The following is a 22637-nucleotide window of genomic DNA, read 5'->3' as shown; positions in this document are numbered from 1 at the left end:
AGCAGGGGCTTGGGCGGCGCCCTGGTTGAGGAAAATAGCCGCCCGGCGAGCACCATGCTGGACCTGACGCGACAGCGGCGGAAATTGATTTCCGCCATCCCGCGAATGCTTTATGACAGCCTTGGCGACGAGGCTGGATCTGCGCGCGCGATGGATGTTGCGACATTCGAAGACCTGATCGACCGGCTGGGGGAGGATCTGTCCCGCTGGCCCGACGATCAACGTCTTGCCGCCGTCCAGCTCCTTGCATCCTCGGCTGAGGCGCGGACACTCTACGAGGAGGCGGGAGCGGTACGCCGCGCGCTCGCGGCGCCGCCGGTTCGCGCACCCAAGGGCCTTGCCGACCGCATCGTGACCGCGGCGGCGAAATTGCCCCAGAAGCCTATTTCGGGGCCGGCCCCGGCTGACGATCAGCCGAACGATGCACAACCGCCGGGCCGATCCGCACCGCAAGGCAAGGTGCTGCCTGCGCTGCTGCTGGCCCTCTGCCTGTTGCCCGCAATGACGCCGCCGGCATTGATGCTCGGCGAGCCGGATCTGCCGATCAGCCACTCGCTCTAAGACGTTCCGCATTGCCGTTGCAGCTATCCGCGTGCCTTCGCGGCGAGATGCTTGCGCACGCCTGCGAGCCATGAGCCCGCAACGGACACGGCAAATTCTGCCGATTCATCAAGTTATTCCGGGCGGATGAATCCGCGCCTGAAATCGGCGCGTCATCCGTTTTATCTGCGAACGACATCACGACCCGAATGTTCCACCGCGTTCCGTCGCGCATCCCGCGGCGAAGAGAGCCTTGTCATGACCGTCTCCTCGGCAACCTCTGCTGCAACCTCTACCACGTCGAGCTCGTCGTCGAGCGCGTCGATGGGGATGAGTTCGACCGATTTCCTCAACCTTCTCGTCAGCGAGCTGCAAAATCAGGATCCGCTGAACGCCACCAGCACGACCGACTTCATCAACCAGCTCACCTCCTACGCCAACTTCACCGAGCAGCAGTCGACCAACGCCAGCATGACGTCGCTGGCGAGCTCGTTCTCGAGTCTCGTGACGCTCAACTCGGTCAACTATATCGGCCACACCGTCGAGGCGAAGACGAACACGTCGGAGCTGACCAACGGCTCGGCGACCTTCGGCTACACGCTCACCTCGGCCGCCTCCAACGTTGCGATTACGATCCAGGACTCCTCGGGCAATACGGTGTGGAGCGGCAAGGGGACCGGAAACGCGGGCTCCAACACCTTCACCTGGAACGGCCAGACCTCCGACGGCACCCAGCTCAAGGACGGCGGCCAGTACACGATTCAGGTCACTGCGACCGACTCCGCCGGAAACTCGCTGCTCAGCTACACCACGATGACGGGAACGGTGACCGGCATCGATGCCTCCGGCTCGACGCCCTCGCTGCTCGTGAACGGCGTGCCCGTCAGCGCCGCCAACATCATCGGCGTCACGTCCTGATTGCTACCGGAGTAATATCATGAGTCTCACTGGTGCTCTTTCCTCGGCGATCTCGGCGCTCAATGCGCAGAGCCAGTCGCTGGCAATGATTTCCGACAACATTTCCAACGCCGATACCACGGGCTACAAGACCACGTCGGCGATGTTCCAGGATCTGGTGACCGCGTCGAACAGCGCCACCTCATATACGTCCGGCGGCGTCACGGTGTCCGGCCGCGCCAACATCACCCAGCAGGGCTTGCTGTCCGCGACCACCAACGCCACCGACGTTGCGATCCAGGGCAGCGGTTTCTTCGTCACCACCAACGCGACGTCTGGCGGCACCACCTCCTATACGCGCAACGGTGCGTTCACCACCGACAATCTGGGCTATCTCGTCAACAACGGCAATTACCTCGAGGGCTGGCGCACCGACGCTGACGGCAACATCATCGGCAATGCCTCCGCCGCGAGCCTCGGGCCAATCAACACGCAGGTTGCCTCCACCAGCGGCAGCGCCACCACCAAGACCACGGTCGCGGCGAACCTGCCGGCCGATGCCGCCGTCGGTGCGACCTTCAATAGCCGATGACGGTCTACGATTCGCTTGGCACAGCAAGCACGATCCAGATCGACTGGAAAAAGACCGCCGACAACAGCTGGCAAGCTAGCTTCGAGACGCCGAAGCTGGCGTCGGACTCCACGACAGACAGCGCCGACGCGATCACCGATACGGTGGATATCACCTTCAACAGCGACGGCTCGCTCGCCTCAACCACCCCGAGTCCGCCAACAATCTCGGTGACCGGTTGGAAGGATGGCGCGGCCGACAGCTCTGGCACCAACGCCATCACGCTCAATCTCGGCACGGCCGGCAAGACCGACGGCCTCACGCAGTATTCGTCAGGCGAGACCACGCCGGCCGTCGATCTCACCAGCATCACGTCGGACGGTCTGCCCTATGGCAAGCTGAGCAGCATTTCGATCGGCAAGGGTGGCGTGGTCGACGCGACCTACTCCAACGGGCAGACGATCGCGATCTACAAGATTGCGGTCGCGACCTTCAGCGACCCCAACGGATTGAGCGCGGCCAGCGACGGCATGTACTCCGCGACGGCCGCCTCCGGCAACGCCACGCTGCAGACGTCGGGCACCAACGGTGCCGGAACGATCTACGGCAGCGAACTGGAGTCGAGCACCACCGACACCAGCGGCCAGTTCTCCAACATGATCTCGGCGCAGCAGGCCTATTCGGCGGCGTCGCAGGTGATCACCACCGTCGACAAGATGTTCGATACGTTGATCTCGGCGGTGTCGCGGTGATGACCGAAAAGGAAAATGACCGCTTGCTGGTCAGGCTTCAGCGGCTGAAGGCGAGGGCCGCTTCGGTCCGGTCGGACGATCGGGCGCAGCTCCGTGCGCTGCTCGACGATGTCGGAACGTTGCGGGACCAGTTGATGCACGAATGCGCGCGGCTCGACCGGGAACTCAACCGGGCCGCGGTCCGGGTAACGGCAATCACCGCGTACGGGCGCAGCGCACAATCGGTTCGCGCCCTGCGTCGCGGACACTAGCTTGAACGGGAGCGATGACATGACACCGGAACGCAACATCAAGATCAATCCCGCGGGCAATGACGAGCGCGCAAGGTCGTTGATCGCGCTGATCGACAATCTGATCGCGATCGTGAACGAGGAGAATGTCGAGCTCGCCAAGGGCTTGCCGGCCTCGCGGTTGAAGGAGGTCGACGAGAAGCACCGCCTTGCCACCCTGTTCGAGCAGTGTGTGGCGGAGGCGGTCGGCAAGACGGCAAATCTCCACGTTCAGGATCGCGTGCTGCGCGAGCAGCTGATGGACCGGATCCTGAAGCTGCGCATGGCGATGGACGAGAACGTGATGCGGCTGCGCGCGGCGATCGATGCCAGCAATCGCAGGATCGAGGCCATCATGCAGGCGATCCGCGAGCAGATCGCCAACGTATCGCCTTATGGCGCCGGCGGCCGTCGCGTCACGCCGGCGATGTCCTACGGCACCAATGTGCGGGCCTGATCGGGCCGACGCCGGAGGGAGTGGGTCGTGTCGTCGCTCGATATTGCACGAAGCATCGCATTCAGCGGGCTGTCAGCCACGCAGGTGCAGATCAGCGTAGCCTCGGCCAATATTTCCAATGCCGACACCAAGGGCTATACCGAGAAGACCGCCAACCAGAGCAGCAGCGTCACCTCCGGTGTCGGTACCGGCGTCACGATCACAGGGATCAGCAGCGCGGTCGACAAGCTGCTCCTGAAGTCGCTGGTCGGGGCCGATTCCGATCTCGGCGCCGCCGACACCACCAACAGCTTTCTGACCGAGCTCCAGCAGCTCTATGGCAGCACATCGAGCTCGGACAGCTCCACGACGGGCACCTCGCTGGCCAACACGATCGCGGCATTCGAGTCGGCGTTGTCGTCGCTGGCGAGCACGCCGAGCAGTGCGTCGCTGCAATCGAACGCCGTCAGCGCGCTTGCGGCGGTGACGACGCAATTGCAGCAGACCTCGAGCGGCATCCAGACGCTGCGCTCCAATGCCGACCAGGACATCGCATCGTCGGTTACCGACATCAATTCCGACCTGCAGCAGATCTCCGACCTCAACAAGCAGATCAGGCAGCAGGCGGCAGCCGGGCAGTCGACGGCCGATCTGGAGGACCAGCGCAACAGCGCGCTGCAGGATCTCGCGTCGATGATGAATGTGAGCTACTTCACCACGTCGAGCGGCGATCTGCAGGTCTATACTGGCTCGGGGCAGGCGCTGGTCGATAGCACGGCGCATCCGCTGAGCTATACGGCGCTGCCCAGCGTCACGGCGTCGACGACGTATAGCGCGGGATCGTCGAGCGGTTTCAGCGGTATCACCGTCAACGGGGTCGACATCACCTCGCAGATCTCCTCAGGCAAGGTCAGTGCGCTGATCACGCTGCGCGACCAGACGCTGCCGGCGGCGCAGTCGCAGCTCGACGAGTTGGCTCAGCAATTGACCGCGACCGTCAACGCTGTGTCCAACCAGGGCACATCGGTGCCGCCGCCGGCCAGCCTGACCGGAACTGCCCCCGTGAGCAGCACGACACCGTTCTCGGCAACCGGCACGGTGCGCATCGCGGTTGCGGACAAGAGCGGCAACCTGGTGTCGTACCAAGACCTCGATCTGTCATCCTACGCCACGGTCGGTGATCTCGCCACTGCGATCAACGGTATCTCGGGGCTGTCAGCTTCGGTCGATGCCAATGGACACTTGTCGATCTCGGCGACCACATCCGGCAACGGCGTTGCGATCAACGAGATGACGAGCTCGGTCGGCAGTTCGAGTGAGGGCTTTTCGGATTACTTCGGGTTCAACGACCTGATCACAGGGACCGGCGCGTCCGACATCGCCGTTCGCAGCGACATTCTGAACGGCACGGCGGCGCTGCCGACGGCGACGCTCGATGCGTCGTCCACGCTGACGGCCGGAAACTCGGTGCTGTCGCCGGGCTCGGCGACGGTGGTGAACGCGCTCTCGAGCGCGCTGACGGGGTCGACCAATTTCGGCATGGCCGGCGGCCTCGGCGCGACCACCGGCTCTTTTACGGACTACGCGGCCGCGATCGTTGCTAACGTCGCCGGCAAGGCGACCCAGGCATCGGCGGCGTATACCGCAAAGCAGACGGCGCAGTCGACCTATGCGAATTCGCTGTCGTCGCAGTCCGGCGTCAACATTGACGAGGAATCCGCAAATCTGAGTGCGTTGCAGAACAAATATGCTGCCGCGTCCCAGATCATTACCGCCATCAACGCCATGTTTTCGGCGCTGATGACCGCGATGAGCGCCAGCTGAGCCCGAGGCCGTCGTCATGATGATGCGTGTTGCCACCTTTGCACAGTCGGACCAGATGATCTCAAACGCGCTGCGGGTTCAGGCGGTGATGGCCAACGAGCAGGTGCAGGAGTCCTCCGGGCTGCAGTCCGAGGATTTCGGCGGCTACGGTTCCGGCGCCGGACGCGTCATCAATTTGCAGGTGTCGGTGACGCGCGCGCAGTCCTATATCGATGCCAGCCAACTCGCCGACAACAAGGTGCAGGTGATGTATTCGGCGGTCGGCTCGGTGACCGACATCATCACGCAGCTGCGGACCCAGCTCAGCGCAGCCACCACCGGCAGCAGCACGGCGACGGCATCGGTGATCAACTATGCGCAGCAGGCCATGGCGCAGATGCAGGGGCTGCTCAACACTCAGTATGACGGCGAATATGTCTTCAGCGGCGCCCGCACCGACACCGCGCCGGCCGACCTGTCGAGCTATGGGACGGGCACCGGATCGCTGACGACATCAGACACCAGCTACTACAAGGGCGACGGCGAGATCGCGTCCGTGCGCGTGTCGGACAGCCAGTCGATCTCCTACGGCATCACCGCCGACAATCCGGCGTTCGAGCAGGTGATGCGGCTCTTGAAATACGTCGGCAACAGCTCGAATTTGTCGTCGAGCGATGTCTCGCAGGCACTCGACCTCGCCAGCAATGCGCTGGATGCGACGTCCACCGTGCAGGCAAAGCTGTCGACCGCGGCGTCGCAGATCGAGACCGCCAGCACGAATCAGAGCGACTACCAAAATTTTGCGAAGACGCTGTCGACGGACCTCACCAGCGTCGACGTTGCGGCCGTGACGGCGCAGCTTTCGACCTATCAGGCGCAGCTGACGGCGTCCTATTCGGCGATCTCCAAGATCCAGAGCATGAATCTGGCGAGCTATTTGCGATAGCCATCGCCGGCATCACCGGTTCAGGATCTTCAGCCAGACATCGCCGAGGATGATCGGCTCGCGCGGCGGAAGCCAGGTGAGGCCGGCGGCTTTTCCGAACTCGGCGATGGTGCCCTTGGCCTGCAGATCGGCGAGGACCTTGTTGACGGATTCCAGCAGCGCCTTGTCGGTTTCGAGCGCAACGTAACCGCGGTTGGCGCCGATCGGATAATAGTAGCCCGAGGCCGTGATCCTGGTGTCGGGATGTTCAGCGCGGTAGGCGTCGAAGCGGCGCAGGTCGAGCAGCGTGGCGTCGAATTCGCCGCGTTCCAGTTCGCCTAACAGGTCGCTGCGCCCCGGAACGAGGTGCGTGATGTCGTCGATCAGCCTTCCCTTGTCGAAGGTCATCAGAATGGCATCGCCCAGTGTGCCGCTTTCGATCGTCAGGCGAAGGCCGGCGAGATCGCCGATATCGGTGATCTTGCGCTCCTTGATCTTGTCCTTGGCCTTGGGACCGAGGACGACGGTCATCGGTGAATAGATGTAGGGTTGGCTTGGCGCCAGCACCCCGATCGGAATCCGCCGGCGGCGATCCTCGCGGGTGGCGCCGTCGAAGTCCGGCAGCTTGGCCGTCGTGACGCCGGGCGCCTTCAGCGAGTCCTTGGTGAGGGCGTAGCCGCCGACCAGCGAGCAGCGCCCGTCCGACAGCAGCGCATTGGCTTCGAGCGCGGGGCTCGAATCTTCATCGAGCTTGCTCTCGAACCACTGGATCTTGAGCGGCCGTCCAAGCCGCTCGGCAATGGCCTGCGCGAGCGCCACGTCGAAGCCGGCATCCGGTTTGCCGCGATGATGCGCCGACAGCGGCGGCAGATCCTCGTCGAGGCATACTTTGAGCGGGTCGTCGGCAGCGTGTGCTGCCGCCGGCATGGCAAGAAGCAGAGCCGTCGCGGCGCCCGCAAGCAGGGCCCTCATGGGGTCCTCCGGCTCGACACGAAGGCCCAGACGTCGGCGATCTCCTGCTCGTTCAGGATGTCGACCCAGGGCGGCATCTTGCCGTTCTTGCCTTGCTTCACGGTGGTCACGAAGCGCGTCTTGTCGTCGGGAAACGCGCGCAAGTCCGGCGTGATGGTGCCGGAGTTGACCATGTTGGGCCCATGGCAATGCGAGCAGTTCTTGGCGTAGGTGACCTTGCCCTGGTCGGCCTGACCCTGAAGGTCGATTGCGGTGGTTTGCTGTGCGGCAGCCGGGATCAACATGATCAAGGCTGTCGCGACGGCGGCGAAGATCGCCGCCGTCAACAGGGTTACTCGTTCAGTCACGTGTGCTCCGCGCTCAGTTCTTGACCGCGAAAACCCACAGCGAGCCGCCGGGTGGGACCTTGGCAAGCCGCTCGTCGCCCGAGAACAGCGAATAGACGCCGCCATAGCCGGAGGTAACGGCGACATACTGCACGCCGTCCTGCTGCCAGGTGACGGGTTGTCCTTCGATGCCCGAGCCGGTCTGGAACTGCCAGAGCTTCTTGCCGGTATCGGCATCGAACGCCTCGAACTCGCCGGTCAGCTGACCGGAGAACACCACGCCGCCGCCGGTGGAGAGCACGCCGGAGAAGCGCGGAATATCGCTCGGCGCTTCCCACTTCGCCTTGCCGGTCATCGGATCGATCGCCTTCAGATGGCCGCGCGGTCCGGTGCCCCATTCCCAGGGATCGGTGAGATCCATGCCGAGATACCATTCGCCCTGCTTGAACGTCACCGGCTCGGCCTTGTACTTGCCGCCGAAGGCGAGCGTGTTGGCGTAGGCGAGGCCGGTCTGCGGATTGAACGACATCGGCTCCCAGTTCTTGCCGCCGAGGATCGACGGGTAGACCGTGACCTTCTTGCCTTCACGCGCATCCTTGGTGATGTCGGTCTCGATCGGCCGTCCGGTCTTCATGTCGATGCCGGTGGCCCAGTTGACGTTCACATAGGGATTGGCCGCGAGCAGCTTTCCGTTGGTGCGATCGAGCACGTAGAAGAAACCGTTGCGGTTGGCGTCCATCAGCACCTTGGTCGGCTTGCCCTCGACGTTCATGTCGGCGAGCACCATCTCGGCCACCGAGTCGTAGTCGAACGGATTGTTCGGCGAGAACTGGTAGTGCCACTTGATCTTGCCGGTCTTCGGATCGAGCGCCAGCACCGAGCAGGTGTAGAGGTTGTCGCCGGGACGCACCGCCGAATTGAACGGTCCGGGATTGCCGATGCCCCAATACACCGTGTTCAGTTCGGGATCGTAGGAGCCGGTGATCCAGGTCGAGCCGCCGCCGAGCTTCCAGGTGTCGCCCTTCCAGGTGTCGCCACCGGGCTCGTCCGGGGTCGGGATCGAGTAGGTCCGCCAGAGCTTCTTGCCGGTGGCAGGATCCCAGCCATCGATGAAGCCGCGGGTGCCGAATTCGGCGCCCGAGATGCCGGTGATCACGACGCCGTCGGCGACCAGCGGGGCTACAGTCATCGAGTAGCCTTCCTTGATATCCGCAGCCTTCTGGCGCCACAGCTCCTTGCCGGTCTTGGCATCGAGCGCGATCACATTGGCGTCGAGCGTGGTGCGGAACACCTTGCCGTCATAGAGAGCAGCACCGCGATTGATGATGCCGCAGCAAACGATACGCGGCGTCTCGGCGGGATACTCGACCTTGGTCTTCCAGATCTGCTTGCCGGATTTGGCGTCGATCGCGATCGTGGCGTTGTGCGTGGTGACGTAAATGACGCCCTGGTAGACGAGCGGCTGCGATTCCTCGCTGCGGTCGTCGTTCAAACTGTAATTCCAGACCGGCACCAGATTTTTGACGGTGTCCTTGTTGATCTGGTTCAGCGTCGAGAAGCGCTGAAGATTGTAGCCCATTCCATAATTGAGAACGTTCGATGTATCAGTCGCACCCTTGACCAACTGCTCGCTGGTCTGGGCGCTTGCCCCATAGGATGCAAGAATTACGAGGCTCGCGGCCAGCGCAATACGTCTCATCATATCCTCCCAATGAACCTTTTTCCGCACGCCTATTCCTGACGTTGCGGACGGAACCATCCCCCTGAAACCAAAACGGGTCAATACGAAAACGTGAACGAGCGCCCGCTAACCGCGCGAGGCCGGTCGAAGGCGTCAGGTTTTGGCAAACGCGCCCGTGGCTTACCGTCGCGTGGAATACGCTACACCAGTGCAGCCCGCCGTTATGCCGCAGCGCGAACGGTCAGCTTGACGGTGTGGGGGGACAGACACTCGGCCGCGCTTTCGCGCCCCGCTTGTCCGGCGGCACATTGCAATTATCGATACGCTGCTCGTCGGTCCACTTGCGGCCGAGCCGCTCCTTGCCGGTGAGCACGCGCTGCGGGACTGCCTCCGCCGATGGGGCAGGGTGCTGGGTCTGCGCGGACACGGGCGCGATCAGACCGAATGCAACGAGGCAGCCCAATGCGTTCCTGCAAATACTGGTCATGGGTCACCTCGCTCGTTGTGGTGCAATCGAGAGCGCCACAGATGGCCTGTGAGGCAATCGCTTTCCACCCGAATTCCGACAGGATTTCGCCGCGTACACGAACCGTGGGAAGCTCCGCTGAAGAAGCTGCTATGGTAGGGTCCGATCGCAGGCGCTCCGTGTCTTCGCCGGAGCGGCACTTACGGGAGACGAACGATGATTTCGCGCCGATCGCTTGCGCTGAGTTTGGCTATGGTTGTCCTGTCAGGTCCCGCGTTGGCCGCATCGGGCGGTCGCAGTGCGCTCAGGATGCTCGACCCCGATAATGACGGCACGGTCGACCTTGCCGAAGCCAAGAAGGCTGCCGCCGACCTGTTCGCGAAGCTTGATCCCGACCATGACGGCACGCTCGACGCGCGCGAATTGCGCGGACGGCTGACCGCGAAAGAACTGGCCGCTGCCGATCCGGATCACGACGGCACCCTGACGCTCGACGAATACCTTGCGGTCGTCGAGCAGCGCTTCAAGGCCGCCGATCCCGACAATGACGGAACGCTGGACGCGAAAGAGTTGAAGTCGCGTGCCGGCCGGGCCCTGCTGCGCCTGCTCAAATAGCTTACGAGCCGGTGAACTTTGCCGGGGCGGATTGCCGGATATTGACGCAGGATTCCGCGCATAACAAAAAAAGTTGCGATTTCGCTCTTGGGCAAGACGCGGCTGGATGAATCGGGTCTCCTTACCCGCGCGTCGCCGCCCGGCAGCCGGAAAATGCCCGACAGATCAGTGTCGGAGTTCCCGACGCCGGGTAGACGTCAGCGAACCGTCGTCCGCTTCGGCATGTCCAGCAGCGAAGTCGGGTCCTTACCCGGCCGGCTTGCGCCCTGGAAAAGGCAGCCCTAGCTTGCCGCGCGGCGCGAGGCTTGCGCCAACTTATGACTTGGGAGAAGGAAATGGCCTGGAAAACACCGAAGATCGTCGAAGTGCCGGTGGGCATGGAAATCAACATGTACGCCTGCGCAGCGCGCAAATAATCTTAAGACAAGTAACGCGAGACAGCCTGCCCGGCTCGTGCAGCGCGCTGCATCGAGCCGGGCAGGCGTCTTTTGTGGAAAGTGTCTTTCGCGGGCCCTGATGCGGCCGCTCGGACAGCTTCCCTCATACCCTTCCCACAAGACCTTGAGACCGACACCACCTGCGCGATTGGCGGGCCTTGCTGCTTTGTCCTACAGTGTGGCCTGAGGCGGTGGTGCGGGGACGATGAATCCAAAGATCAAGACCGGGCGTTGGGCGGGGATGCTGTGCGCGGTGGTTGCCGGCATCGCGGCGGTGCTGCCGCCTCGCGCCTATGCCGAGGACTTTGATACCGAGCACATCTTCGGCTTCATGATCGGCTCCGACGTGGGCAATGTCGGCGAGCGTGAATTCCAGAGCCAGACCACCGGGCGCTTCGCCAAGGACGGCGGCCGGTATCGCACGCTCAATCAGGAAATGGAGCTCGAGCTCGTGCCCGCGCCGAATTTTCGCGTCGAGCTCGGAACGTCATTCAGCGCATACGACATCAGCCGCGTTCCCGGTCTTGACGATCGGCGCCAGCTGTCGTGGCAGAGCGTCTCGGTCGATTTCCGCTATCGCTTTCTGAATCGCGAGGCGGCACCTTTTGGCATGACGGTCGCGCTGGAGACGCGAGCCGATCGCGTCGACGAGACGACGGCCGCGGCGGTCCGCAGTTATGGCACCGAACTCACGGTCGCGTTCGACCGCGAGGTGATCCCGAATTTTGTCATCGCGGCCCTTAACCTAAGCTATGAGCCGGAATGGACGCGCACGCCGCGCACCGGCGCTGCGGATCAGGATGCAACCATCGGTGCGGCATTCGGCCTGATGGCCAGGGTTAAGCCGGATATCCTGATCGGCGGCGAAGCGCGCTATTTCAGGAAGTATGAAGGAATCGGCCTGGATGAACTGTCAGGGCAGGCGCTGTTCATCGGGCCCACCGCCTATTTCCAGCTCTCCGAACGTTCACGCCTGACCGCGACCTGGAGCGTCCAGGCCTGGGGGCAGCGGGCCGGGAGCAACGCTGCCCTCGACCTCGTCAATTTCGAGCGCCACCAGGCGCGGCTGGTGTACGGTTTGAACTTCTAGAGCGTGAAGCCTCTGGCACCGGGTTCCCCAACTTTTCACGGGGCTGTGAAACCCGGACTTGGCGGATTACGTATTTCGTCGTGTTATCTATTGCATGAGCACGCTTGGGGATCGCGCATGAACCCGATTGATCTGATCGTCACTGTATGTGCCGTGCTGTCGCCCGCCACCTGCGAGGAGCAGCATCTGGTGTTCAACTGGAACGGCTCGCTGCAGCAATGCGCCATGGCCGCGCCGCCTTACATCGCGCGATGGGTCGGCGAACATCCGAAATGGACTGCGGTGCGCTGGCGTTGCGAATATCCGCACAGCAACGATCGGGCCGGCACGGGCGGCGAGCCGCCGGCGGGTTAGCCTTCCTATTTGTTGCAGTCCTTCAGGTCCTTGTCGGATACCGAAAACACCGCGTCGGCCTTGATCTCGATGTCGCGAACGAAGCACTGCCTGGCGCCGCTGTAGCCGACCTTGGCGTCGTAGCGACCGGGTTCGACGCCGGTGATCCGCAGCCGCTCGTCGTGGTCGACCTCCTTGTCCTTGTCGTTGAGCGTCTGGTTGGGACCCCACTCGTTCTTGCCTGCCGGCGACAGCTCAAAGCTCGAAATCGTGGCGCTGGTCAGATTCCACAGCCGAATGCCTTTGCCCTTGCTTTGGGCGAGCACTGTCGCCGGCAGCACAAGCAACGCAACACCAACAGCGATCAACGCGCGCGACATCCAGCCTCTCCCTTATGCTTCGTCCAAGGATGACGGCGTCTCACATATTTGCAAGGTCCAACTGTGAGAGTTGCCGCTTGATTTCGTCGATCTCGGGCTCGCCGCGCGTCGCGCGTGGTGCGGCAATGGTCTCGACGTGAAGGATTCGGGCCGGCCGCGACGACAGGAAGAACAGGCGATCGCCGAGGCGAACGGCGTCGTCGAGATCGTGGGTGACGAGCAAGGTCATCATTTTCCGGCTGGCCACCAGCGTCGCGACCTGGTCGCGCAGCCGTCCCGCGAGCGCATTGTCGAGCGAGGCCAGCGGCTCATCGAGGATCAGGAAATCGGGCTCGATGGCGAAGGCGCGGGCCAGCGCGACGCGGCGGGCGAGGCCGAGTGACAGCTCCGCGGGAAAATGGTTGCGGTGCGCGCCCAGTTCGAGCACCTCGAACAGCGCAGAGAGCGTGCTGTCGCCGACATGCGGCGCGGCCAGCCGCACATTCTCCTCGACCGTACGCCAGGGCAACAGCCGCGGCTCCTGGAATACCATGCCGAGGCGCATGCCCGGCGATCGCGTGACATGGCCCTGGTAGTTGCCGTCGAGCCCGGCGAGGATCCGGAGCAGGGTGCTCTTGCCGCAGCCTGACGGGCCGAACAGCACGCCGACCTCGCCAGCGTTCAACGTGAAGGTGACGTTGTCGAGCACGTCGTGCCGCTTCCCGGCCGCGCTCTCAAAACTCTTGCCCGTGATATTGACCTCAAGCTGCACGGAGCCGCCACCGCGTTAGCCTGGTTTCAAACGGCTGCACCAGCAGGGTTTCGATGACGAGCACGACACCCGCAAAGCTCAGCGAATAGGCGAGCAGCAAGGGGATATCGAACAGCTGGAAGGCGACGCCGATCTCGAAGCCGACACCGTTCGGCCGTCCGAGATATTCAGCGACCAGCACGATCTTCCAGACCAGCGAGAGCCCGGAGCGCGCAGCGGCCGCGATGTAGGGCGCAAGCTGCGGCAGGATCACATGACGAAAGGCGCGGCCGCGCGGAAAAGAAAACGCCGTCGCCATTTCGTCGAGCGCAGGATCGAGCGCGCGCGCGCCTTCGCGCAGGGTGACGACGGCGGTCGGCAGCTTGTTGATGGCGATCGCGGCGATCGCGGCGACCTCGGTCAGGCCGGCCCAGATGTAAGCGAGCACGATGACGACGAGCGCCGGCAGGTTGAGCAGCAGGATCAGCCAGGGATCGCCAAGGCGATTGGCAAGCGAGACGCGGCCCATCAAATAGCCGATCGCCGAGCCGAGCGCCATCGCAAGAGTGAAGGCCAGCGCGACGCGGGCCAACGTCGCGCCGAGATTGACGAACAGCGCGCCCGATCGGGCCTCGGCGACGAGCACCGACAGCACTGCCGGCGGTGCCGGCAGCTTCGCATCACCGATCAGCAGCGAGGCAATCCACCAGGTCGCGATGAACAGCGCGAATGAGAGGAGACGCAGCACCGCTAGTCTCCCGGGATCGCTTGATAGAAGGTGCCGGGATCGAGCTCGGTTGCCGTGCCGACCAGATCGCGGCCGCCGAGCTGCGCCAGCACGCGGTAGAGCACGCGCGCATCCGCTTCCTCTTCGGCGATCGGACGGCGCGGGATGCCTTCGCGGTAGCGCTCACGAAAGGCATGCAGGGTTGCGGCATCCTGCGCACCGGTGAGCGGCGCGATCGCGTCCCATTCGGCATCCGAGGTCGCCAGAAGCTCTTTCGCGGCGCGCGTCACGGCGATGAAGCGGGCCACCAGATCCTTGTTGGCGTTGGCCCAGGCCTCGTCGAACACGTAGCCGATCATGGCGATGCGGCCCTTGCTGCCGAGCTTTTGCAGGATCTCTTCCATGCCGGCGAGCCGGCGAAAGCCCTTGGCTTCGAGCGCGGCGCAGAAATTCCAGTAATTGAGCGTCGCGTCCATCTCGCCGCCGAGCGTCTTGGCGGCCAGCAGCGGCGGTGCGCCATAGACGATGGTCGCCTGCGACTTCAGGTCGACGCCGTCCTGCTTCGATGCGGCCTGTAGCAACAGCCAGTTCTTGTCGATCGCCCCGCCGGCAATGGCAAGCTTGCGTCCCTTGAGGTCCGCGAGCGTCTTGGCCGGCGAGGAGGCCGGGACCATCACGGCACCCAGCGCGCTCGAATAGGGATAGAATTGCAGTTTGGCGCCGAGCGACCGCTCGCGCGACACCCAGGGCCAGTCCGATACCATCACGTCGGCCGTGCCGGCGCGCAGCGCGATCTTGCCGGCCTCGGGGCTGGCCAGCTCGACGACGTCGATCGACAGATTGGCCTTCTTGTCGAGACCATGGGAGCGAATGACGGCCAGTTCCCAGGCCAGCGTTCCGGTCTTCTGCGCTGCAACGCGGATGGTCTGCGCGTAGCACGAGGTGCCGAACTGCATGACCGCCAGAACTGCCGCAGCCAACACCGTGCGTACAGAGATGATCATCGCTTCTTGAGCCACTTCCCCGAATGTTTTCTTTTCTGATCAACATCCATAGCATAGCTTGCGGAAAGAGAAGAGGAAGCAGGACCATGGCAGGAGCTGGCATGCTACGACCGATTGTCGCCATCCTGGTGCTCGCCGGGACGGCCGTCAGCGTGCGGGCCCAGGAGATCAACGACTATCCGACCTCGGCGCGGGCGGAATATGTGTTCGGTTGCATGAAGGCCAATGGCGAATCCCGGCAGTCAATCGAGCAATGTTCCTGCTCGATCGACGTCGTCGCCTCGATCATCCCCTATGACCGCTACGTCACCGCCGAGACCGTGCTGAGCATGGCGCAGGTGCGCGGCAATTTGGGCGGCCAGTTCCGCTCGTCCGAGCAGGCCGCGAATGCGCTCAACGACCTCAGGCGCGCCCAGGCCGAAGCCGAAGTCAGGTGCTTCTAGAGCGCTTTCGAGCGAAGTGGACCCCGGTTCGCGTGAAGAAAACGCGTCAAAACAAAAATCTAGAGCCCCGTTCCGATTCAATCGGACCGGGACTCCAGCGTTGATCGTGAGAATCGCCGGCGCGTCAGGTGCCGGGATTCTCGACCTTCCATTCGTGTTCGAAGATGTGCCCTTCGGTGTCCTTGGCTTCGGCACGGAAGCGCTTGGCGCCATTCGAGACGTAGGTGAAGCGGATATTGGGATCCTCGGAAATCGAGATTCCGCCCTCCATCGCCAGCACCGGACTGTCGTCCTGCCAGATGTGCAGCTCGTTGACGAAGAAGGCCGGGATATAGAGCTGCGTGACCTGGTCCATCTGCAGGCCTGAATTATTCGGATGCCCGATCATGATCTGGGCTTCCCGCGTGCTGGTCGCAGGTCCCTGTTCGGACTTGGTGAATTGCCGGTAGCGCATCTGGCCAAGGCGGTTCTTGGCTTCCTCGACGTTCTTGCCGGCCGGCGCCGAGCAGCCGCCGGAGGCTTTGACATAGACCTTGCTGACATAGAGCTTGCCGTCGCTGAGCTCCGCGACGGCGTGCACATTGGTGTAGTTGTTGACGCGGACGCGGGTCGAGATCTCGGTGACGTTGGCGGCCGGCCCCAGCGTGAACTTCGCGGCCATCGGCGCCGGATTCTCGTCGATCACAAGCGTGATCGCGACGACGCGGCGGCTGTCGCTCGGCTGCAGCTTGGTGCGCAGCGTCACCGGCACGATCGCGGCGTCTTCCGCGCGCATCGGCATCTCGATGCCGATGACATCATTGCCGTCATTCATCGGACGGTTGCTGAAGATGTCCTGGACGAGACCCGGCCAGGGATCATAGGCCTCCGCCGCGGGCGCAGCCGGTGTGCCCAGCGCGATCGTGAGCAAGCTTGCGATGCAAATCAGGCGGGCGCGATGTCCGGTCATGGTCGCGAAATCCTATGCAGCCGCGTCACTATAGGACGAACAGCTATTCCCATTCAATTTCCGAGAATGCTGCAGTTGCGTTGCGGGCGTTGTAATCGTCGAACAATTGCCAGCGCGGCCGCTCGGCGGCTGCGGCGTGCTCTGCCGCGGCCGTAATCGGCTTGCCGCTTGCGACCAGTGCGCGCACATCCGCGGCCAGCACCGCAAGATAACGGCGCTCGTCGGCAAGCGCTGCCGGCCACGCGCTCACGGGTCCGTGACCGGGAACCACGCGCTCGGCGGAGATCGCCGCGAGCTCGTCGAGCGCACGCAGCCAGCCCTTGAGGCTGCCGTCGACTACAGGAATATGGATGAGAAACACCATGTCGCCGGCGAACAAGGTCCTGGTTTGCTCGTCGAGGACCGTGAGGTCGTTGTCGCTATGGGCGGGCGGCCACGCCTTCAGGGTGAGGGCCCGTCCGCCGAGGTCGAGCTTCAGCGTGTCCGCGACCAGCACGGTCGGGGGGACGATCTTCACCTCGTCGATCAGCTCATCGCCCATGGTCCGGCGAAACCCGTCGAGGTAGAATTGCCCGCGCGCGGCCAGCGCGCGCGGCAGCGACTTGTGGCCGACGAAGCTGGTCCCGTCGCCGACGAAAGCCGCATTGCCGAAGCTGTGATCCGGATGCGCGTGGGTGTTGATCACGTAGCGGATCGGCTTGTCGGTACGGCTGCGGACCGCGGCGAGCAGTTGTCGTCCTTCGCGGACGCTGCCGCCGGTGTCGATGACGGCGACGGCGCTGCCGCCGATCACGAATCCCACATTGGCGATGGCGCCTTCGTTCTCGCGCGTCATCAACGCGGTGACCCCGGTGTGAACGAATATTCCGGGAGCGACTTCGCTTACAGGCAATTCCACCTCTTGCGCCCGCGCTATGGTCGGCGCCCAAAGCATCAGGAGCAGCGCAAGCACCGAACCGCCATGAGCCATGTTTCCGCCTCAGTTACTCCGGGACGCGCGATCGATGTCGTCGCGTTCCAGTTTGCGCTGCAGCAAGCAACGCGGCGTGGTCGCGATCATTATTCCTGTTGCACGTCATGGTGCGCCGGGCAATTGCTGGATGGCGGCGATCGATCCGATCAAGAGGAGACCGCGTAATGAGAATTGTCGGATGCCGTCCTGTTCTGCTCGCGCTTGTCGGCTTCATCACCTGTCTGGCCGGCACTGCGCGCGCGCAGGTCAACGATCAGGGCGAACTTTCCATCGAGCTCATCGATGCCCGCGTGCTGCGCATCTGCGCCGATCCCCGCAACCTGCCGTTCTCGAACGACAAGGGCGAGGGATTTGAGAACAAGATCGGCGAACTGCTGGCCGGGAAACTGCAAAAGAAGCTCGACTACATGTTCTTTCCGCAGGCGACCGGGTTCGTGCGGATGACGCTCGGCGCGCATCGCTGCGACGTGATCATGGGTTTTCCGCAAGGCGATGACCTCGCGCAAGGCACCAATCCCTATTACCGCACGGCCTATGCGATCGTCGCCAAGCCGGGCACTGGGCTCGATGAGGTCACGACGCTCGAGGACGAGCGGCTGAAGGGCAAGCATATCGGCATCGTGGCGGGAACGCCGCCCGCGACCAACATGGCCATCAACGGCCTGATGACCAATGCGAAGCCTTATCCGCTGATGATCGATACGCGCTACGATTCGTCGGCCGAGGCGATGATGAACGATCTCGCCAAGGGTGAGATCGATGCCGGCATCCTGTGGGGGCCGATGGCGGGCTTTTACGCCAAGAAGGCCAACCCGCCGCTGCACATCACGCCGCTGGTCAAGGAGACCACGGGACCGAAGCTGATCTACCGCATCGGCATGGGCGTGCGGGCGTCCGACCAGAACTGGAAGCGCCAGCTCAATCGCCTGATCCAGGAGAACCAGCCCGAGATCAACAAGATCCTGCTTGACTACGGGGTCCCGCTGCTCGACGAGAACGACCGTCCAATCGGGCCGGAGACTGCAACCAAATCACCATGATCAGGCTCGCGGCCATGCTTGCGGTGATGTTCGTCGCCGCTTCGCCTGTCCGCGCGCAGGATCCATCCGCAGAGCCGGAGGGCTATCGCACCGAGGACTACCGCGCGCCGGTGCCGGTGACGCTTGCCGGCGCACGTGTGCTTACGACCGCGGAAGCGGAAGCGATCTGGCGCGACAAGTCCGCCGCCTTCGTTGACGTGCTGCCGCGTGCGCCGAAGCCAAATCTGCCCGCCGGCACGGTGTGGCGCGAACGGCCGCACCTCAACATTCCCGGCAGCATCTGGCTGCCCGACACCGGCTACGGCAAGCTCGCTGCGCCCACGGAGGATTATCTGCGACGCGGGCTCGTCCGCGCCTCAGGCGGCGAGGCGACCAGATTGCTCGTGATCTACTGCCAGGAGAATTGCTGGATGTCGTGGAACGTCGCCAAGCGCGTGCTGTCCTACGGCTACCGCAACGTGGCGTGGTATCCGGAGGGAACCGACGGATGGGGACGTGCCAAATTGCCGCTGGCGGATGCCGATCCCGAGCCGCGCGGGGGCGAGCAATGATGAACCCGCCCCCAAACGCGCCACGCGGGCGTTACTTCTGCTTGTCGAGCTTGTTGATGGTCTTGCCGCCGTCGCTGTCCGTTGTGGTGAACGTGACCTTGTCACCGGCGTGGAAGGCCTCCAGCGACTGTCCCTTGGGCACCTTGTATTCCTGAATCGCGCCGCCGGACGCGCCCACCGTGCCGCTTTGCGCCTGCTGGATCGAGATGGTTCCACTCAGTCGGTCAATCTTGGTGACCATTCCCGACATGGATTGCTGGGCCAAAGCCGCTGAAGTGACCAGGCTCGCGGCGGCAAGGCTGGTCATGACGATCTTGGCTGCTTTCATGGAGGTCTCCCAACTTCAGATATAGTTGGAGACAACGAGCGGGCAGCGCAGTTTGTTCCGGATCGGCGTGGCCCAAGAGATTGTTACCGAAGAGACCGTCAAAGCGGCGCGTTAACGATCCCGGGGCGATCAGTCGCAGGCCTCAATCGAGCTCCTGCTGGATGGTGCGGCCGAGCGCGAACAGGCGCTGATCGATGGCGGTCGGCACCTCGCAGACGAATTTCACCACCCGCCCGCGGTCCTCGAAGATGCGGGTCTCCCAGACCAACTGATTGCCGAGATCATCGACCTTGGCCTGGTCCGGCGGTGTCGCGTCCTGCAGCGCCTGCAGCTTGAGCGTGTCGTCGCGGATCTTCTCCGCCGCCTCGCGCTGCTTGCGCATCACGCGCTCGAGCCCGTTCATGACCGAGGCGCGTTGTCCGTTGAGCGTATCGAACAGGCCCGCGAACAGCAGCTTTCCCGCATTGGCCTTGTCGGCCGCAGCAGCTGACAGGAATTCGGTGATCTCCTTCTGCGCCTCCTCCAGCGGGACGCGGCGCGCCGCGAGCCTGATCGCGAGCGCGCTGACTTTCGGGTCGTCTTTCCACTTGGTCTCGGCATCGCCGAGCGGCGGCCCGGCCCAGACCGCGGCGAGCGAGATCTCGGGCACCTTGGCCTGCTGGCAGGGCCAGTCCGGATAGCGCGGGTCGGCAGCCGATGCGACCTGGTTCGACAGAACCATCGCGAGCAGCGCGCCCAGTCCTGTTCGCCAGCCTGTCATGCCTCGCCTCCACCGGGTCCGCGGCGCACCAGGCCGCGCGATGGATCGTAAGCCAGGATCGCGCCGATCATGAAGACGACCGTGCAGCCGCCGACCACCGCGAGCGAAACCCAGTTCATCTTGCCGTACAGCGCAAACCGGATCAGCTCCACCGCATGCGTGAACGGATTGCACTGGCAGATATAATACAGCATCGGGCTGCCTTCCTGCACGCGCCACAGCGGGTAGAGCGCCGACGATGCGAAGAACATCGGGAAGATCACAAAGTTCATCACGCCGGCGAAATTTTCCAGCTGCTTGATGCTGGCCGAGATCAGCATGCCCAGTGCGCCGAGCATCAGGCCCGACAGTACCAGCGCCGGAAGCACGGTGAGGTAGCCGAACGGCGGCGGCGCGATGTCCCAGAACCACGCGATGACAAGGAAAGCATAAACCTGCAGCAGCGACACCGCCGTGCCGGCGAGCAGCTTGCAGAACAGGAGATAGCCGCGCGGCAGCGGGCTGACCAGCAGCGTGCGCATGTTGCCCATCTCACGGTCGTAGACCATCGACAGCGAGGATTGCATGCCGTTGAAGAGCTGGATCATCGCCATCAGCCCGGGCGCGATGTAGACCTCGTAGAGGATGTAGGTCTCGTAGGGCGGGATGATCGAGATGCCGAGCACCTGCCGGAATCCGGCCGCGAAGATGAACAGCCAGACCAGCGGCCTGACCAGCGCCGACACGAAGCGCTCGCGCTGATGCAGGAAGCGCAGCGCCTCGCGCCACACGATGCCGTTTAGGCAGACGATATATTCCGACAGCGAGAAGCCGCTTCGCTCAGGCGTGACCGTCGTGCTGGTCATGACGGCGGTCTCCCCGCGAGTGTTGCCGTTCCGGTCAGCCGCATGAACGCGGTATTGACGTCCTGGGCGCCTGCGTCCGCGATCACGCGCGACACCGGGCCGTGCGCCAGCATTCGGCCCTGATGCAGCACGACGAGGTCGTCGTTTGGCATGATCTCGTCGAACAGATGCGTCGCCCAGAGCACGCCAATGCCCTGTTCGGTGACGAGCTGCCGGACATGGTCGAGGATGTCGGCGCGCGCCTTGACGTCGAGCCCGACCGTGGCCTCGTCGAGCAGCAGCAGCCGGGGCCGGTGCAGCAGCGCGCGGGCGATCTCAAGCCTTCGCATCTGGCCGCCCGAGAGATCGCGCACCTTGCTGGCGGCGCGGTCGGCAAGCCCGATGCGGCCGAGCACCTCGGCGCTGCGTAGCCGCGCCTCGCGCCGCGAAATGCCGTGCAGCGCGGCGTGATACAGCAGGTTCTGCGTCAGCGAGAGGTCGAGATCGAGCGTGCGCGGCTGGAACACCACGCCCATGAGCCGCAGCGCTTCACCCGGCGTCCGGCTGATGTCGTGGCCAAAGATCTTGATCTGGCCGTTCTGGATGCCGAACAACCGCGTCACCAGCGAGAACAGCGTGCTCTTGCCGGCGCCATTGAGGCCCAGCAGCGCGGTGAAGCTCGCAGGCTGGACCGTGAAACTGACATCGATCAGGGCGCGGCGCGGACCGTAGCTGTGGCTGACATTGCCGATCGACAGCGCCGGCTGCACGGCCGCGTCGGTTGCAGGGCCTGCATCCGGCGAGGGCTGGCTCGCGATATGGGCGTCGGTTGCGGTCATGGCTGCGCGATCGTGATCCCCCAGGGCAGTTCGCCGACCTGAATGGTCTTGATCACCTTCTGGGATGCAACGTCGATCACCGAGACGTCGTTGGAGACGCCGTTGGTGACCAGCAGATATTTTTCGTCCGGGGTGAAATCCATGTGCCAGACCCGCTGGCCGACCAGCAGATATTTGAGGACCTTGTGGGTCACCCCGTCGACGACCGCGACGCGGTTGGCGGGGCCCAGCGCAATGAATGCGGTCTTGCCGTCCTTGGTCATGCCGATGCCGACGGGCTGGATTGCCTCGTTGCGCAGACCCGGAATTTCAAAGGTGATCTTGCCGGTCACCTCGCGCTTGACCGGATCGATGATCGACACCGTGCCGCCGATCTCGGAGGACACCCACAATTCGGAGCCGTCGCGCTTGAACTGGGCGAAGCGCGGCCGCGAATCCACCAGCACATTGGCGACGATCTGGCGCGTCGATGTGTCGATGAAATGCGCCATGTTGGTGGTTTCGGAGGTGTTGATCAGGATCTTGCCGTCCGGGCTGATCGTCATGCCCTCGGGCTCGACGCCGACCTGGATGTCGCCGATCCGGGCGCGCTTTTCGAGATCGATCACGGTGACCGTGTTGTCGTTCTCGTTGGCGACATACATGGTCTTGCCGGCGGCATCCTGGGTGAACAATTCAGGGTCGGGACCGGAGGGCAGGGTGTCGACGATCTCCTGGGTCTTGGTATCGATCACCTGAATCGTGTCGTCGTCGCCGACCGCGACCATCACGAACTTGCCGTCGCGCGAGAACTCGATGCCGCGCGGCCGCTGGCCGACCTTGATGGTTTTGGTCACCGTCCAGCTGTTGGTGTCGATCACCGTGACGGTGTTGCCCTTCTCGTTGGAGACGTAGGCAACGAAGGCGGACGCCGGTGTCGCGGCAAGCCAGACGAGCATCCCGGTCAACAGACAGCGGCGCCACATGCGTTTCATCT

28 protein-coding genes and 1 pseudogene are annotated in these 22637 nt (G+C 63.7%); 14 read left to right on the top strand and 15 right to left on the bottom strand.

What is annotated here, in order from left to right; genetic code table 11:
• The first annotated feature begins 54 nt into the window (after positions 1–54).
• The 7 genes and pseudogenes from PMN64_RS17225 (at position 55) to PMN64_RS17195 (ending at position 6214) form a co-directional block, all read left to right on the top strand.
• On the top strand, positions 55–561 hold the full coding sequence (locus PMN64_RS17225) for a hypothetical protein (RefSeq protein ID WP_411781462.1): 507 nt from the start codon (positions 55–57) through the stop codon (positions 559–561).
• Between the two features lie 237 nt (positions 562–798).
• A complete protein-coding gene (locus PMN64_RS17220; RefSeq protein WP_411781461.1) occupies positions 799–1458 on the top strand; it encodes a flagellar hook assembly protein FlgD in 660 nt (219 codons plus the stop codon).
• Positions 1459–1477: 19 nt separating this feature from the next.
• Positions 1478–2760, top strand: a pseudogene (gene flgE, locus PMN64_RS17215) (flagellar hook protein FlgE).
• A complete protein-coding gene (locus PMN64_RS17210) occupies positions 2760–3011 on the top strand; it encodes a hypothetical protein (protein ID WP_411781460.1) in 252 nt (83 codons plus the stop codon). The pseudogene flgE and the gene PMN64_RS17210 overlap by 1 nt, the downstream one beginning before the upstream one ends.
• Positions 3012–3030: 19 nt before the next feature.
• On the top strand, positions 3031–3486 hold the full coding sequence (locus PMN64_RS17205) for a hypothetical protein (RefSeq protein ID WP_028340079.1): 456 nt from the start codon (positions 3031–3033) through the stop codon (positions 3484–3486).
• Between the two features lie 27 nt (positions 3487–3513).
• Positions 3514–5289, top strand: a complete 1776-nt coding sequence (flgK, locus tag PMN64_RS17200; RefSeq protein WP_411781459.1) for a flagellar hook-associated protein FlgK — start codon at positions 3514–3516, stop codon at positions 5287–5289.
• A gap of 16 nt (positions 5290–5305) precedes the next feature.
• Positions 5306–6214: a flagellin gene (locus PMN64_RS17195; protein ID WP_304496327.1), complete on the top strand. Its 909-nt coding sequence runs from the start codon at positions 5306–5308 to the stop codon at positions 6212–6214.
• Positions 6215–6226: 12 nt separating this feature from the next.
• Here PMN64_RS17195 and PMN64_RS17190 read toward each other — a convergent pair whose 3' ends face one another.
• From PMN64_RS17190 to PMN64_RS17175, 4 genes are all read right to left on the bottom strand, one after another.
• Positions 6227–7165 carry a substrate-binding periplasmic protein gene (locus PMN64_RS17190; RefSeq protein ID WP_411781458.1) on the bottom strand — a complete coding sequence of 313 codons (939 nt, stop codon included), beginning with the start codon at positions 7163–7165 and terminating at the stop codon, positions 6227–6229.
• The gene (locus tag PMN64_RS17185; RefSeq protein ID WP_050999374.1) at positions 7162–7449 is read right to left on the bottom strand and encodes a c-type cytochrome; all 288 of its coding nucleotides are present in this window, start codon (positions 7447–7449) and stop codon (positions 7162–7164) included. Before PMN64_RS17185 ends, PMN64_RS17190 begins: the two co-directional genes overlap by 4 nt.
• 76 nt (positions 7450–7525) lie before the next feature.
• Positions 7526–9190 (bottom strand): methanol/ethanol family PQQ-dependent dehydrogenase, encoded by a 1665-nt coding sequence (locus PMN64_RS17180; protein ID WP_038379118.1) that lies wholly within the window; start codon positions 9188–9190, stop codon positions 7526–7528.
• A 223-nt stretch (positions 9191–9413) separates the two neighbouring features.
• Complete coding sequence (locus PMN64_RS17175; protein ID WP_411781457.1) at positions 9414–9659, bottom strand: hypothetical protein; 246 nt, start codon at positions 9657–9659, stop codon at positions 9414–9416.
• A gap of 195 nt (positions 9660–9854) precedes the next feature.
• Between PMN64_RS17175 and PMN64_RS17170 the strand changes: the two genes are divergently transcribed.
• From PMN64_RS17170 to PMN64_RS17155, 4 genes are all read left to right on the top strand, one after another.
• Complete coding sequence (locus PMN64_RS17170) at positions 9855–10253, top strand: EF-hand domain-containing protein (protein ID WP_028340086.1); 399 nt, start codon at positions 9855–9857, stop codon at positions 10251–10253.
• 335 nt (positions 10254–10588) lie between these two features.
• Positions 10589–10669, top strand: a complete 81-nt coding sequence (gene pqqA, locus PMN64_RS17165; protein ID WP_009031067.1) for a pyrroloquinoline quinone precursor peptide PqqA — start codon at positions 10589–10591, stop codon at positions 10667–10669.
• A 226-nt stretch (positions 10670–10895) separates the two neighbouring features.
• Entirely contained in the window at positions 10896–11780 is an 885-nt protein-coding gene (locus PMN64_RS17160) for a hypothetical protein (RefSeq protein WP_411781456.1), read from the top strand.
• A gap of 117 nt (positions 11781–11897) precedes the next feature.
• Positions 11898–12134 (top strand): hypothetical protein, encoded by a 237-nt coding sequence (locus tag PMN64_RS17155; RefSeq protein WP_411781455.1) that lies wholly within the window; start codon positions 11898–11900, stop codon positions 12132–12134.
• Between the two features lie 5 nt (positions 12135–12139).
• Here the strand turns inward: PMN64_RS17155 and PMN64_RS17150 are convergent, their stop codons facing one another.
• The 4 genes from PMN64_RS17150 to PMN64_RS17135 are packed head-to-tail and all read right to left on the bottom strand — an operon-like array spanning position 12140 to position 14906.
• On the bottom strand, positions 12140–12493 hold the full coding sequence (locus tag PMN64_RS17150) for a hypothetical protein (RefSeq protein WP_028340089.1): 354 nt from the start codon (positions 12491–12493) through the stop codon (positions 12140–12142).
• Positions 12494–12533: 40 nt separating this feature from the next.
• Positions 12534–13244 (bottom strand): ABC transporter ATP-binding protein, encoded by a 711-nt coding sequence (locus PMN64_RS17145; protein WP_028340090.1) that lies wholly within the window; start codon positions 13242–13244, stop codon positions 12534–12536.
• Complete coding sequence (locus PMN64_RS17140; RefSeq protein ID WP_028340091.1) at positions 13234–13971, bottom strand: ABC transporter permease; 738 nt, start codon at positions 13969–13971, stop codon at positions 13234–13236. Before PMN64_RS17140 ends, PMN64_RS17145 begins: the two co-directional genes overlap by 11 nt.
• A 2-nt stretch (positions 13972–13973) precedes the next feature.
• Positions 13974–14906 carry an ABC transporter substrate-binding protein gene (locus PMN64_RS17135; protein WP_411781467.1) on the bottom strand — a complete coding sequence of 311 codons (933 nt, stop codon included), beginning with the start codon at positions 14904–14906 and terminating at the stop codon, positions 13974–13976.
• Between the two features lie 149 nt (positions 14907–15055).
• On the opposite strand from PMN64_RS17135, the gene PMN64_RS17130 reads away from it, so the two are divergent.
• Complete coding sequence (locus PMN64_RS17130) at positions 15056–15397, top strand: hypothetical protein (protein WP_371852187.1); 342 nt, start codon at positions 15056–15058, stop codon at positions 15395–15397.
• A gap of 124 nt (positions 15398–15521) precedes the next feature.
• On the opposite strand, the gene PMN64_RS17125 is transcribed toward PMN64_RS17130, so the two are convergent.
• Both PMN64_RS17125 and PMN64_RS17120 read right to left on the bottom strand, forming a co-directional pair.
• Complete coding sequence (locus PMN64_RS17125; RefSeq protein ID WP_028340094.1) at positions 15522–16346, bottom strand: quinoprotein dehydrogenase-associated SoxYZ-like carrier; 825 nt, start codon at positions 16344–16346, stop codon at positions 15522–15524.
• A 43-nt stretch (positions 16347–16389) separates the two neighbouring features.
• Complete coding sequence (locus tag PMN64_RS17120; protein WP_028340095.1) at positions 16390–17316, bottom strand: quinoprotein relay system zinc metallohydrolase 2; 927 nt, start codon at positions 17314–17316, stop codon at positions 16390–16392.
• Positions 17317–17483: 167 nt separating this feature from the next.
• On the opposite strand from PMN64_RS17120, the gene PMN64_RS17115 reads away from it, so the two are divergent.
• Together PMN64_RS17115 and PMN64_RS17110 are read left to right on the top strand one after the other, a co-directional pair.
• On the top strand, positions 17484–18359 hold the full coding sequence (locus PMN64_RS17115; RefSeq protein WP_411781454.1) for a substrate-binding domain-containing protein: 876 nt from the start codon (positions 17484–17486) through the stop codon (positions 18357–18359).
• Positions 18356–18910, top strand: coding sequence for a PQQ-dependent catabolism-associated CXXCW motif protein (locus tag PMN64_RS17110; protein ID WP_411781453.1), 555 nt, complete (start codon positions 18356–18358; stop codon positions 18908–18910). The genes PMN64_RS17115 and PMN64_RS17110 overlap by 4 nt, the downstream gene beginning before the upstream one ends.
• Before the next feature lie 31 nt (positions 18911–18941).
• On the opposite strand, the gene PMN64_RS17105 is transcribed toward PMN64_RS17110, so the two are convergent.
• The 5 genes from PMN64_RS17105 to PMN64_RS17085 all read right to left on the bottom strand — a co-directional run bounded on the left by PMN64_RS17105 (position 18942) and on the right by PMN64_RS17085 (position 22635).
• Complete coding sequence (locus tag PMN64_RS17105; protein WP_411781452.1) at positions 18942–19238, bottom strand: copper-binding protein; 297 nt, start codon at positions 19236–19238, stop codon at positions 18942–18944.
• 142 nt (positions 19239–19380) lie between these two features.
• The gene (locus tag PMN64_RS17100) at positions 19381–19998 is read right to left on the bottom strand and encodes a hypothetical protein (RefSeq protein ID WP_411781451.1); all 618 of its coding nucleotides are present in this window, start codon (positions 19996–19998) and stop codon (positions 19381–19383) included.
• Positions 19995–20843, bottom strand: coding sequence for an ABC transporter permease (locus tag PMN64_RS17095; protein ID WP_411781450.1), 849 nt, complete (start codon positions 20841–20843; stop codon positions 19995–19997). The genes PMN64_RS17100 and PMN64_RS17095 overlap by 4 nt, the downstream gene beginning before the upstream one ends.
• A complete protein-coding gene (locus tag PMN64_RS17090) occupies positions 20840–21661 on the bottom strand; it encodes an ABC transporter ATP-binding protein (RefSeq protein ID WP_028340101.1) in 822 nt (273 codons plus the stop codon). The genes PMN64_RS17095 and PMN64_RS17090 overlap by 4 nt, the downstream gene beginning before the upstream one ends.
• Complete coding sequence (locus PMN64_RS17085; protein ID WP_304496316.1) at positions 21658–22635, bottom strand: YVTN family beta-propeller repeat protein; 978 nt, start codon at positions 22633–22635, stop codon at positions 21658–21660. Before PMN64_RS17085 ends, PMN64_RS17090 begins: the two co-directional genes overlap by 4 nt.
• Positions 22636–22637: the final 2 nt, after the last annotated feature.

The sequence above is a fragment of the Bradyrhizobium sp. UFLA01-814 genome, assembly GCF_046718885.1.
GTDB lineage: Bacteria > Pseudomonadota > Alphaproteobacteria > Rhizobiales > Xanthobacteraceae > Bradyrhizobium > Bradyrhizobium elkanii.
This window is presented reverse-complemented; position numbering and strand designations above follow the sequence as displayed.

Bases quoted from the DNA above. Each gene is read 5' to 3' on its own strand.
- PMN64_RS17225 (WP_411781462.1), top strand. From the start codon at position 55: ATGCTGGACCTGACGCGACAGCGGCGGAAATTGATTTCCGCCATCCCG.
- PMN64_RS17220 (WP_411781461.1), top strand. From the start codon at position 799: ATGACCGTCTCCTCGGCAACCTCTGCTGCAACCTCTACCACGTCGAGC.
- PMN64_RS17210 (WP_411781460.1), top strand. From the start codon at position 2,760: ATGACCGAAAAGGAAAATGACCGCTTGCTGGTCAGGCTTCAGCGGCTG.
- PMN64_RS17205 (WP_028340079.1), top strand. From the start codon at position 3,031: ATGACACCGGAACGCAACATCAAGATCAATCCCGCGGGCAATGACGAG.
- PMN64_RS17195 (WP_304496327.1), top strand. From the start codon at position 5,306: ATGATGATGCGTGTTGCCACCTTTGCACAGTCGGACCAGATGATCTCA.
- PMN64_RS17190 (WP_411781458.1), bottom strand. From the start codon at position 7,165: ATGAGGGCCCTGCTTGCGGGCGCCGCGACGGCTCTGCTTCTTGCCATG.
- PMN64_RS17185 (WP_050999374.1), bottom strand. From the start codon at position 7,449: ATGTTGATCCCGGCTGCCGCACAGCAAACCACCGCAATCGACCTTCAG.
- PMN64_RS17180 (WP_038379118.1), bottom strand. From the start codon at position 9,190: ATGAGACGTATTGCGCTGGCCGCGAGCCTCGTAATTCTTGCATCCTAT.
- PMN64_RS17175 (WP_411781457.1), bottom strand. From the start codon at position 9,659: ATGACCAGTATTTGCAGGAACGCATTGGGCTGCCTCGTTGCATTCGGT.
- PMN64_RS17170 (WP_028340086.1), top strand. From the start codon at position 9,855: ATGATTTCGCGCCGATCGCTTGCGCTGAGTTTGGCTATGGTTGTCCTG.
- pqqA (WP_009031067.1), top strand. From the start codon at position 10,589: ATGGCCTGGAAAACACCGAAGATCGTCGAAGTGCCGGTGGGCATGGAA.
- PMN64_RS17160 (WP_411781456.1), top strand. From the start codon at position 10,896: ATGAATCCAAAGATCAAGACCGGGCGTTGGGCGGGGATGCTGTGCGCG.
- PMN64_RS17155 (WP_411781455.1), top strand. From the start codon at position 11,898: ATGAACCCGATTGATCTGATCGTCACTGTATGTGCCGTGCTGTCGCCC.
- PMN64_RS17150 (WP_028340089.1), bottom strand. From the start codon at position 12,493: ATGTCGCGCGCGTTGATCGCTGTTGGTGTTGCGTTGCTTGTGCTGCCG.
- PMN64_RS17135 (WP_411781467.1), bottom strand. From the start codon at position 14,906: ATGCAGTTCGGCACCTCGTGCTACGCGCAGACCATCCGCGTTGCAGCG.
- PMN64_RS17130 (WP_371852187.1), top strand. From the start codon at position 15,056: ATGCTACGACCGATTGTCGCCATCCTGGTGCTCGCCGGGACGGCCGTC.
- PMN64_RS17125 (WP_028340094.1), bottom strand. From the start codon at position 16,346: ATGACCGGACATCGCGCCCGCCTGATTTGCATCGCAAGCTTGCTCACG.
- PMN64_RS17120 (WP_028340095.1), bottom strand. From the start codon at position 17,316: ATGGCTCATGGCGGTTCGGTGCTTGCGCTGCTCCTGATGCTTTGGGCG.
- PMN64_RS17115 (WP_411781454.1), top strand. From the start codon at position 17,484: ATGAGAATTGTCGGATGCCGTCCTGTTCTGCTCGCGCTTGTCGGCTTC.
- PMN64_RS17110 (WP_411781453.1), top strand. From the start codon at position 18,356: ATGATCAGGCTCGCGGCCATGCTTGCGGTGATGTTCGTCGCCGCTTCG.
- PMN64_RS17105 (WP_411781452.1), bottom strand. From the start codon at position 19,238: ATGAAAGCAGCCAAGATCGTCATGACCAGCCTTGCCGCCGCGAGCCTG.
- PMN64_RS17100 (WP_411781451.1), bottom strand. From the start codon at position 19,998: ATGACAGGCTGGCGAACAGGACTGGGCGCGCTGCTCGCGATGGTTCTG.
- PMN64_RS17095 (WP_411781450.1), bottom strand. From the start codon at position 20,843: ATGACCAGCACGACGGTCACGCCTGAGCGAAGCGGCTTCTCGCTGTCG.
- PMN64_RS17090 (WP_028340101.1), bottom strand. From the start codon at position 21,661: ATGACCGCAACCGACGCCCATATCGCGAGCCAGCCCTCGCCGGATGCA.
- PMN64_RS17085 (WP_304496316.1), bottom strand. From the start codon at position 22,635: ATGAAACGCATGTGGCGCCGCTGTCTGTTGACCGGGATGCTCGTCTGG.